This window comes from Arthrobacter sp. Soil_N43, from assembly GCF_057655195.1.
Genome location: NZ_JBDGML010000070.1, coordinates 50,468 through 61,016 on the forward strand (window position 1 = coordinate 50,468; position 10,549 = coordinate 61,016).

Annotated in this window: 11 protein-coding genes; 10 read left to right on the top strand and 1 reads right to left on the bottom strand. The window is 67.7% G+C overall.

Annotation, left to right across the window (positions count from 1 at the left end):
- Nucleotides 1-63: 63 nt before the first annotated feature.
- The gene (locus AC3A3W_RS07035; protein ID WP_487441440.1) at nt 64-561 is read left to right on the top strand and encodes a DinB family protein; all 498 of its coding nucleotides are present in this window, start codon (nt 64-66) and stop codon (nt 559-561) included.
- An 83-nt stretch (nt 562-644) separates the two neighbouring features.
- Here AC3A3W_RS07035 and AC3A3W_RS07040 read toward each other — a convergent pair whose 3' ends face one another.
- Nucleotides 645-1,025, bottom strand: a complete 381-nt coding sequence (locus tag AC3A3W_RS07040) for a VOC family protein (RefSeq protein WP_487441442.1) — start codon at nt 1,023-1,025, stop codon at nt 645-647.
- A gap of 432 nt (nt 1,026-1,457) precedes the next feature.
- Between AC3A3W_RS07040 and AC3A3W_RS07045 the strand changes: the two genes are divergently transcribed.
- From AC3A3W_RS07045 to AC3A3W_RS07085, 9 genes are all read left to right on the top strand, one after another.
- Nucleotides 1,458-1,835, top strand: a complete 378-nt coding sequence (locus AC3A3W_RS07045) for a MarR family winged helix-turn-helix transcriptional regulator (RefSeq protein ID WP_487441461.1) — start codon at nt 1,458-1,460, stop codon at nt 1,833-1,835.
- Complete coding sequence (locus tag AC3A3W_RS07050; protein WP_487441443.1) at nt 1,832-3,106, top strand: MFS transporter; 1,275 nt, start codon at nt 1,832-1,834, stop codon at nt 3,104-3,106. The genes AC3A3W_RS07045 and AC3A3W_RS07050 overlap by 4 nt, the downstream gene beginning before the upstream one ends.
- A gap of 121 nt (nt 3,107-3,227) precedes the next feature.
- Complete coding sequence (locus AC3A3W_RS07055; protein WP_487441445.1) at nt 3,228-3,809, top strand: hypothetical protein; 582 nt, start codon at nt 3,228-3,230, stop codon at nt 3,807-3,809.
- A 178-nt stretch (nt 3,810-3,987) separates the two neighbouring features.
- A complete protein-coding gene (locus AC3A3W_RS07060) occupies nt 3,988-4,968 on the top strand; it encodes a LacI family DNA-binding transcriptional regulator (RefSeq protein ID WP_487441447.1) in 981 nt (326 codons plus the stop codon).
- Nucleotides 4,969-5,138: 170 nt separating this feature from the next.
- A complete protein-coding gene (locus AC3A3W_RS07065; RefSeq protein ID WP_487441449.1) occupies nt 5,139-6,458 on the top strand; it encodes an ABC transporter substrate-binding protein in 1,320 nt (439 codons plus the stop codon).
- A complete protein-coding gene (locus AC3A3W_RS07070; protein ID WP_487441451.1) occupies nt 6,455-7,474 on the top strand; it encodes a carbohydrate ABC transporter permease in 1,020 nt (339 codons plus the stop codon). The genes AC3A3W_RS07065 and AC3A3W_RS07070 overlap by 4 nt, the downstream gene beginning before the upstream one ends.
- A complete protein-coding gene (locus tag AC3A3W_RS07075) occupies nt 7,471-8,382 on the top strand; it encodes a carbohydrate ABC transporter permease (RefSeq protein WP_487441453.1) in 912 nt (303 codons plus the stop codon). Before AC3A3W_RS07070 ends, AC3A3W_RS07075 begins: the two co-directional genes overlap by 4 nt.
- A complete protein-coding gene (locus AC3A3W_RS07080) occupies nt 8,379-10,082 on the top strand; it encodes an alpha-amylase family glycosyl hydrolase (RefSeq protein WP_487441455.1) in 1,704 nt (567 codons plus the stop codon). The genes AC3A3W_RS07075 and AC3A3W_RS07080 overlap by 4 nt, the downstream gene beginning before the upstream one ends.
- A gap of 39 nt (nt 10,083-10,121) precedes the next feature.
- The gene (locus AC3A3W_RS07085; RefSeq protein WP_487441456.1) at nt 10,122-10,493 is read left to right on the top strand and encodes a VOC family protein; all 372 of its coding nucleotides are present in this window, start codon (nt 10,122-10,124) and stop codon (nt 10,491-10,493) included.
- Nucleotides 10,494-10,549: the final 56 nt, after the last annotated feature.

The window sequence follows — 10,549 nt, forward strand, 5'->3', positions numbered from 1 at the left end:
GGCAGCCTTCGCAGCCGATGTGTGGCGTTTGCCCCGTGCAGACGGCCTTGCAATACTTCACACATGCCTGCCCTCCCCGCCACCCTCGCCGACGGCGTCATCGATCAGCCGGTCCGCGTCCAGTTCGAGGCATTCCTCAATGAACACCGCAGCATGCTCAATTCCTGTTTGGACGGACTGACCGAGGAGCAGGCGCGGCGGTCACTGGTGCCGTCGCGGACCACGCTGCTGGGCCTGGTGAAGCACGCCACCTTCGTGGAGAAGGTCTGGTTCGACGAGGCAATCACGTGCCGGCCGCGCGCCGAGATCGGCATCCCGGCCACGCCTGACGAATCGTTCATCCTCGACGACGGCGACTCCATCGCCAGCGTGCAGCAGGCCCACCGAGAGGCGTGCGATGCGTCGCGCCGCGCGGCGTCTTCCCTTGAGCTCGACGATCTTGTTCTGGGCAACAGGAGGGGTCCGCTGCCGCTGCGCTGGGTGTACCTTCACATGCTGCGCGAGCTCGCCCAGCACTGCGGGCATGCAGACATCCTGCGCGAGCAGATCCTCAACGGCTGACCGCGCACTGCATCACCACGCTGGCGACGGTCCCGGCCGGCGAGGGGACCGCAGCGGCGAGCGCCGGCGTCGTTCTCTTCCAGTTATGTGCGCTGGGAGATGTTGAGAATGTTCCCTTCGCTGTCCAGGAACCAGGCGGCCTTCTCAGACTCACTCGTGGCGACGCCGTTCTCAGTCTTTAGCCCGGGCTGGTCGTACTCTTCAAAGACGACGCCGCGGCCCCGCAGTTCCTCCATTTCGCGTTCGAGGTTGTCCGTGGTCCAGCCCATCTGGGTGTTCTTCGCCGTGCCTGCATTCTCTGTCTGATAAATCAGGAAGCCCGTTCCGTGTCCGCCGCGGTACAGCAGGCTGTCCGCCTCCGGGGTCTCGGAAGGTTCCAGCCCCAGCTTGTCCCGGTAGAAATCCCTCGCCCTGTTGATGTCCTTCGCGGGCAGGACAGCGATGATGTCTGAATCCGTGAGCATGATGATTCCCTTTGTCCGTTGTTCTCGGTGATGGCGATGCTCTCCCCCGGTAGCGGCACCGGGACGTCTTTGTCCCGTGGCCGCGTGGCCGCCCGCTCCGCCAGTTCCCGGGGCGGCCACCTGGGACTCTCCCGCGCCCGCCAGCCATCATCGGCGCGGAGGGTCCCGACACTTATGGGGCCATTATGGAACCGATTCATGGCTACGGAAATAGCGCGCGGCGGAGCCCTCCGGTTGTACAACCACGCCCGGTCAGTAGCCGACGGCGGCACCCACTTGCCGCCTGCAGGCGGCGGGAGCATAATGGTTAGCAGAGCTAATTAGCATTGCTAACTAAATTTTCAGGAGGCGCAACAAACAGTGACAACGGACCGGGAGCCCAAGGACAGCATCACGCCGGACAGTTTGGCCATCGACCTGCGGACTGCGGTGATGCGCACCTCGCGCAGGCTCCGCGTGGAGGCAACCGGGGACGTCATCACCCCCGGCCAGTACACGGTACTGGCGCAGCTGCACGGCAACGGCCCGCAGACCCTCCGCGCGCTGGCCGAACGCGAGCACGTGCAGGCACCGTCCATGACCCGGATCGTCAACGCCCTCACAGAGCAGGGCTTCGTCACCCGGACAGCCCACCCCGCAGACGGCCGCCAGGTCCAGGTGGGAATCACCCCTGCCGGGAAGGATGTCCTGGCGGAGGCCCGCGAACAACGGACGGCGTGGCTGGCCCAACGCGTCGCCGGACTCAGCGACGAGGACCGCCAGACCCTCAGCCGCGCCGCCCACATCATGCAGCAGCTGGCCGCCAAATGAGCGCCATGTTCCGGGCGCTGGAGAACCGAAACTACCGCGTGTGGGCGGGAGGGGCGCTCGTCTCGAATATCGGCACCTGGATGCAGCGGATCGCCCAGGACTGGCTGGTATTGACCGTCCTCACCGACCACTCCGGCACCGCCGTCGGCATCACCACGGGCCTGCAGTTCCTGCCGATGCTGCTGCTTGGCCCCTACGGCGGGGTGCTCGCCGACCGGCACTCCAAACGCGTGATCCTGCTGTGGACCCAGCTGGCGATGGGACTGTGCGGGCTGGCCATCGGGCTCCTGGTGGTGACGGGCAACGCCCAGCTGTGGCACGCCTACCTGGCCGCCCTGTGCCTTGGACTGGCCAGCGCCATTGACGCGCCGGCCCGCCAGGCCTTCGTCTCCGAACTCGTGGGGCAGGACGGGGTGGCCAATGCGGTCGCGCTGAACTCCGCCTCCTTCAACACCGCCCGGCTCACCGGTCCGGCCATCGCCGGTCTGCTCATCGCCTGGGTAGGCACCGGACCGGTCTTCCTGCTCAACGCAGCCAGCTTCGCCGCCGTCATCATCTCGCTGTTCCGGATCCGCACCTCCGAGCTGGCCCCCACCACACGGGCCTCCCGCGGCAAGCACCAGGTGGCCGAGGGCCTCCGCTACGTGCGGCAGCGGCCGGAGCTGGTGCTCATCCTGGTCATGGTGGGCGTCCTCGGCGCCTTCGGCATGAACTTCGCTATCACCAACGCGCTGATGTCCACCGCGGAGTTCGGGATGGGGCCGGGTGAATTCGGGTTGCTGGGCTCCATCATGGCCGTGGGGACGCTGGCCGGCGCCCTGCTCGCGGCCCGCCGGACCGGCCCCCGGCTGCGGTTCCTGCTCGGCGGGGCCCTCGGACTCGGGGTCTTCACGCTGGTAGCCAGCGTGTCGCCGTCGTTCTGGCTCTACGCCGCCGTGCTGATACCGGTGGGCCTGGCCTCGATCACCTTCCTGAACAGCTGCAACACCAGCATCCAGCTCTCCGTGGAGCCGCAGTTCCGGGGGCGTGTGCTGGCCCTCTATCTTGCCGTCCTGCAGGGCGGCACCGCCGTGGGAGCGCCGCTCATGGGGTGGATCGGCACGGAGTTCGGCGCGCGCTGGTCGGTGGCCGCCGGCGGCATCATCGTGCTGCTGACCGGCCTGCTCTCGGTCATCGCGGTCAGCCGGCGCAGCCCGCTGACGTTCCGGGCACAGCTCCGGACGGCGTTCCCCGGAAAACGCGCCCGGGGCATGGAGATCTCGGACGCCTAGCCGGTGACGCCCGCAACTGCCGCGACATGCCCGAGGGTGACTGGGATAGGCTCGCTTGGGACGGGACAAGCATGGGCTCCAACTGTAAGGGGCGGGGAATTCCTTGGATCTACTGGGCGGCATGAGCCGCGACGAACTCCGCATCTTTTCTTGGGTTGCCGCCACAGTCTTCGCGCTTGTGGCCGGCGTCTGGCGTCCGCGCAGGCTCCATTGGACTGCGCTTGGTTCCGTCCTGCTCTTCGCGGCCCTCAACGCGGGTGCAGCGATCTACGTCCTGAACCATTTCAGTGATTCGCGCTGGTCCGCAGGGGGAGAACCGCCGCTGAGCGCTCCGTCGTTCTCCGGGACCCCTGTCGTGGGGCAGTTTCTGGGCCCCCTGGACTCCGCTCTGAACGGAGTGGTCGGCGGGGTGAACGAGTTCCTGGCATTCAAGCAGGCACTTCCCGTAGCGCTGGACTTCCTTGCCGCGTCCGGCTGGGCCCTGCTGGTGTCGTTCCCGCTTGCCATTCTCGCCGCCGGCATCAGTTACTCGGTGGCTCGGCGCCGAACGGCGGAGTTCGAAGAATACCGTGCCACCGTTGACCTTCTCAAAGATGAGCTTGAGCAGGTCAAGCGGCAGATCTCGTCAGGGAATTCTGCCCATACCGCACTCCCTGCGGAGGACGAGGCGACTGATAGCGGCCCGGCTGACGCCAAAGGATGATTCGGGTGGGGTCCGGTGGCCCTGCCTCCATCGCTATGAATCCCCCGTTTACGAAACGTACAACAATCCCGTTCCTCTCCGTTTAGTGTTGGTGCAGCAGATCACGAAACCGATTACGTAAACCGTTTGCGTGCCCGTGTTCTGCACCCGAACCAGCAACACCCCGCGAGGAGAAACAGTGGTAACCATCAGGGACGTCGCCAGGCACGCCGGCGTATCTCCTGCCACCGTCTCGCGGGTGGTCAACGGGCTGGTGGGCTACTCCGCCGAAACCCGCGAGCGCGTGGAGGACGCGGTCCGCAGCCTCAGCTACGAAACGGACTACCTGGCCCGCGGCCTGAAAACCCGGCAGACCTCCGTGATCGGGCTGCTGGCCCCCATGGTGTCCGACGCCCTCGCCTCCCAGGTGATGCAGGGCGTCGAAGCCGAGGCCCAGGAGCGCGGTTACGCCGTGATGCTGGGGCGCACCGGAGCCAAGTCGGCCTACATTGCCGGCTACCTGAGGACGCTCCGCACCTACCGGGCGGCCGGCGTCATCCTCATCTCCGCCGTCATCACCCCCGAAACACGGCAGCTGCTGGGGCCGAACATCCCCATCATCTCCGTGGCCATCAGCGACAAGTCCGGCTCACCCAGTGTGGCCATCGACGACGAGCAGGCAGCCTACGACGCAACCCGTCACCTGCTGAAACTCGGCCACCGCCGCATCGGCCTGCTCACCGGCGACCCCGCGTCCATTTATGTGGCGCAGCCACGCACGCGCGGCTACCTCCGCGCCATGGCCGAAGCCAAATGCACTCCCGTCACCGCCGCCGGAAGCTTCTTCTACGAAAGCGGCGCCCCCGGCCTGGACGAACTCCTGGACCAGGAACCGGATCTCACCGCCATCTTCGCCATGAGTGACGAGATGGGCGCCGCCGTGGTGAACGAACTGCAGAAACGCGGCCGACGGGTTCCGGAAGACGTCTCCGTCCTCGGCTTTGACAACACCTCCACGGCCCTGCACGTCCACCCGCCCCTGAGCACCATGGCCCAGCCGCTCGAGGAGATGGGCCGGATGGCCGTGAAGAAACTGCTTCGCTCCCGCGACCTCGGGCCGAAGATCATGCCGCACCGGCTGATCGAACGCGGCTCCACAGCGCCGCCCTGTCAGAGCTAGCGCCCCCGCCGAACGGGCACCCCAACCCCAGCCACACACAACCCAACCCCAACCCCACGGCAACAGCCGGCACTGACGCGTGCCGCCGTCGTCGTACTCCCCCACGCCCAAAACCAACGTGCCCAAAACCACGTGCCACACACCAGACAGAACCCCTGAAGGAGCAACACATGAGGCAGCGCCGCCGGACCTGGCAGACTCTTCTCACCACCACCGCACTCGTGACGGCCGCCGCCGTTTCGCTCACGGCCTGCGGCGGATCCCCCACGGAACCCAAGGCCGGAGCCAACGCCGCCGCGGCGTTCGAAGGCAAGGGCCCCATCAACTACGTCTCCTCTCGCGACGCCTCCGGTGCCGCGCAGAAGAGCATCGACGAGTGGAACGCCGCGCACCCGGAGGAGAAGGTCACCTTCATCGAACTTCCGGACTCTGCCGACCAGCAGCGCCAGCAGCTCGTCCAGAACGCGCAGATCAAGTCGGACACCTTCAGCGTGCTCAACCTGGACGTCGTGTGGAACTCCGAGTTCGCGGCCAACAAATGGGTGCTCCCGCTCCCCGCGGGCGCCATCCCCACAGAGCAAATGATCCCCGCCACCGTGAACGCCGCGAAGTACCGGGACACCCTCTACGCCGCCCCGTACTACACCGACGGCGCGCTGTTCTACTACCGCACCGACCTCCTCAAGGCCGCCGGCGTGGCCGCCCCGCCCAAGACCTGGGACGAGATGAAGGCCGCCTGCGCGAAGGTGCTGGCACTCCCCGAAGCCAAGGGCATGTCCTGCTACGCCGGCCAGTTCGACAAGAATGAGGGCCTCACCGTCAACTTCTCCGAAGCCGTGGCCTCCGCCGGCGGCAGCATCGTGGACGCCGACGGCAAACCGACGGTCAACACCCCCGAAGCCAAGCAAGGCCTCTCGCAGCTGGTGGACGGCTTCAAGGACGGCCTCTTCCCCAGCGACGCCATCACCTACCTCGAGGAACAGGGCCGCCGCGCCTTCCAGGACGGCAAAGTGGTGTTCCTGCGCAACTGGCCGTTCCTCTACTCATCGTTGAGCGCCACGGACGGCTCCAGCTCCGTGGCCGGCAAGTTCGGCATCACCTCCATCCCCGGCACCAGCGGCCCCGGCGTCTCCACCCTGGGCGGCCGCAACCTGGCCGTCTCCCCGTTCACCCCGAACAAGGCCACGGCCCTGGAGTTCATCAAGTTCTTCACCAGCCAGGAACAGGCCCAGAAGCGACTGGCCCTCAGCTCCCGCGCTCCCGCCTACTCCGCCCTCTACGAAGACCCGGCCATCGTGGCCAAGCGCCCGTTCTTCCCCACCCTGCTCGAATCCCTGAGCAGCGCCCAGCCCCGCCCCAAGGTGGTCCAGTACGGCGCCACCACCAAGGCGATCCAGGAAGAGGCCTACGCCGCCCTCACCGGCGCGAAGGACACGGACACCGCCCTGGCGGACATGCAGGCCAAGCTCGAAGAGATCACCGCGAAATGACAACCACAGTTACCGCTACGGCACCTCCGGCACCGCAGGGCCGGAAGAACCCGCCAATCCGGAACGCGGGCAACCGCACGCCGGGCGAGGGCCGCATGGCCGCCATGCTGCTCTCCCCCACCCTCCTGGTCCTGGCGCTGGTGATCGTCTACCCGCTAATCTCTGCTGTCCACCAGTCGCTGTTCAGCGCCGAGTCCGGCCTGGACGCGGACGGGTTCGTCACCGAGGGCGAGGCCTTCGTGGGCCTGGCCAACTACGCGGACCTGTTCGTCGGCGAATCCGGCCGCCGCTTCCTCAACGCCTTCGGCAACACCACGTTCTTCACCGTCACCACGGTGTTCCTGGAAACCGTCCTGGGCCTGTGCCTGGCGCTGGCCATGAACCGGGCGTTCCGCGGCCGGGCCTTCCTCCGCGCCAGCATCCTCGTTCCGTGGGCCGTGCCCACTGCCGTCTCCGGCCTGCTGTGGCGCTGGATCTTCCAGTCTGACGGCATCGCCAACAGCCTGCTGGGCAGCGAGATCCTCTGGACCGCCGAAGGCACCGCCTCCAAGCTGGCCGTGATCATCGCCGAGGTGTGGAAGACCGCCCCGTTCATCGGCCTGCTGGTCCTGGCCGGCATGCAGATCATCCCCGAGGAAGTGTACGAGGCCGCGAAGATCGACGGCGCCGGCTGGTGGCGCCAGCTCGGCTCCATCACGCTCCCCCTGGTCAAGCCCACGCTCCTGGTGGCCGTGCTGTTCCGCATGCTCGACGCGCTGCGGATGTTCGACCTCCCGTTCGTCCTCATCGGCCCCGGCAAGGAATCCGTGGAAACCCTCTCGATGCTCGCGTGGGACGAATCCAACCAGCTCCGCTACGGCTCCGCCTCCGCGTTCGCCGTCGTGCTGTTCCTGTACGTCGCCGTCGTCGCGATTGTGTTCGTGAAGGTGCTGGGCGCGGACGTCACGGGAGCTAAAAAGTTGGGCAGCAAGAAGCGCAAGGCAACCTGTTCACAGAAGGCCGAGGCCACCCGATGACCATCACCGAACTCCGGAGCCTCTCCAGTGACAGCGGCCGGCGGGGCAACCGCCCGCCGTCGGACGCCTCCCGCACACCGAAGAAGCGCGCCTGGCGCTCCTACTCCGTATACGCCGGGCTGGTGCTGATCTTCGCCTACTGCCTGGCGCCGTTCTACTGGATGATCGTCTCCAGCCTCCGCCGGACCGCGGACATCTTCGACAACACCCTCCTGCCCGCGCCGTTCTCCATCGAGAACTACGTGAAGGTGTTCGACGGCTCCACCATGTTCGGCCAGGCCCTGCTCAACAGCCTGATCGTGGCCGGCGTGACCACCGTGGCCGCCCTGATCCTGGGCGTGTTCGCCGCCTACGCCATCTCCCGGCTGGATTTCCGGTTCAAGTCCGTGATCCTCGGCGTTATTATTGCGACGTCGATGTTCCCCGGCATCTCGGTGGTGGTGCCCCTCCTGCGGTTCTTCACGGACCTCGGCTGGATCAACACCTACCAGGCCATGATCATCCCCAACCTGTCCTTCGCCATTCCGCTCGCCGTCTGGAACCTGACCACGTTCATGAAGCAGCTGCCGTTCGACCTCGAAGAAGCAGCGATGATCGACGGCTGCACCAAGTGGCAGGCCTTCCGGAAGGTGCTGCTTCCGCTGGCCGCGCCGGGCGTGTTCACCACCGCCATCCTGACGTTCATCCACAGCTGGAACGAGTTCATCATCGCCCTCTCGATGATCAACGACCCCACAATCCAGACCGCCACCGTGGCCATCTCCAAGTTCACCGGCGCCACCGAATTCCAGGCGCCGTTCGGCGAGCAGATGGCGGCCGGCGTGATCGTCACCGTCCCGCTGGTGATCATGGTGCTGATCTTCCAGCGCCGGATCGTGGAAGGCCTCACCGCCGGGGCCGGCAAATGAGCGCTGACGGGCTGAGCCCGGCGCCGCTCGCTTCCGCGCCGGCTTCCGAACAAGCGCACGACGGCGGGTGGTGGGAGTCCGCGGTCATCTACCAGGTGTATCCGCGCTCCTTCGCGGACGGGAACGGCGACGGCGTCGGCGACCTCGCCGGGCTCACCGCGAGGCTGCCGTACATCGCCTCACTGGGCGTGGACGGCATCTGGATGACGCCGTTCCAGCCTTCCCCGCAGGTGGACCAGGGCTATGACGTGAGCGATTACTGCGGCGTGGACCCCCTCTTCGGCACCATGGACGAGTTCGACCGGCTGCTGGAACTCGCCCACTCGCTGGGCCTGCGCATCCTGCTCGACGTCGTCCCGAACCACTGCTCCTCGGCCCACCCGCTGTTCCAGCAGGCCCTCGCGGCGGGCCCCGGCTCGCCCGAACGGGAACTGTTCCACTTTGTCGAGGGCCGCAGTTCCAGCCCCGGCTCCCCCAGCGACCTGCCACCCAACAACTGGCAAAGCGTGTTCGGCGGCCGGGCCTGGAGCCGCGCGAACCCGGACTCGGACAGCGACAGTACGGAGACGGACACGGAGTGGTACCTGCACCTGTTCTCGGCAGGCCAGCCCGACTGGAACTGGCGGAATCCCGCCGTCGGCGATTACTTCGAAGACGTGCTCCGCTTCTGGTTCGACAGGGGCGTGGACGGCCTCCGGATCGACGTCGCGCATGCGCTCTTCAAGGCCGACGGCCTGCCGGACGCCCCGTCCGCCACCGCCGTGGTGGACGGGCTCCGGTCCAACCCCCTGGTCTCGGACCAGGAGGAAGTCCACGAGGTGTACCGCCGCTGGCGGGCCCTCGCCGAGAAGTACCAGCCGCAGCGGCTGCTGGTGGGCGAGGTCAATCTGGAACCCGCCCGCGCCGCGCGCTACACCCGGGCCGACGAGATGCACCAGGCGTTCGCCTTCGCCTTCGTGAAGCTGGGCTGGGACCCTGCAGCCTGGGCCGCGGTGGGCAGCGAGCTGGAAGCCGCCCGCCGGCTCCACGGCGCCGCGCCCAGCTGGGCGCTGGAGAACCACGACATCGTCCGTTCGGTGACCCGGTTTGGGGGCGGGGCTCTCGGCGCCCGGCGTGCCCGGGCTGCGGTGCTGGCGCTGCTCGGCCTGCCCGGCGCAGCGTACCTGTACCAGGGGCAGGAACTCGGCCTGCCCGAAGTCGATGTCCCGGTGGAGGCCCGCGTGGACCCGATGTGGGTTCGTGGCGGGGTCACCCGCGACGGAGCCCGCGTCCCGCTGCCGTGGACCGAAGACCCGGCACTGAACCACGGCTTCACGCTGGGTTCCGCTGGTGAGCGGGTCAGCCCGCCGGCGGGGATTCCGGCCGCGCCGTGGCTGCCGCAGCCCGCCGGCTGGGGCACCCACGCGGTCGAAACCCAGCAGCAGGACCCCGGTTCCACGCTCGCACTGGTGACGGCCGCCGTCGGACTCCGCCGGCGGTTGTGGGAACAGGGTGTGTTCACCCCGGACGACGGCGGCACCTGGCGCGTGGAGGCCGGGAACCTGCTGGTCTGCGAGCGCAGCCCGAAGTTCCTCGTCGCCGTCGCGATGGGAACCGAGCCCGTGCGGCTGCCGGCCGGGACCGTGCTGGCCAGCGCCGTCCCGTTGGAACGTGACGGCTGGCTGCAGCCGGACAACGCCGCGTGGGTGCTGCGGGGCTAAGTTCGCTGTTGCTGCCGGTCGCCGCCCTAGGATGGTGCCATGTCCAGTCGAATAGCGTCCGTCGTGATCGACGCCGTACAGCCGCGCGTGGTGGCCGACTTCTGGTGCCACGTCCTCGGCTGGCACGTTCTCGACGAGGACGACGGCGTCATCAGCATCGGGCCGCCAGACGGCGCGTGGCCCACCATCGACGTGGTGCCAGTGCCGGAGAGCAAGTCCGTCAAGAACCGGCTGCACCTCGACCTCCGCGCCGACGGCACATCGACAGCCGACGAGCTTGAGCGGCTGCTGGGCCTGGGCGCGCGGCACACGGACGTGGGCCAGGGGTCCGACGCAACATGGGTTGTTCTCAGTGATCCCGAAGGCAACGAGTTCTGCCTGCTTGCCCGCACCGCGCAGGAAGCCAGGTGACGACGGCGGCGCGGTAGGTCGACGCCCGCCGCAGCAGCCGCGCACCCGCCTCTGGG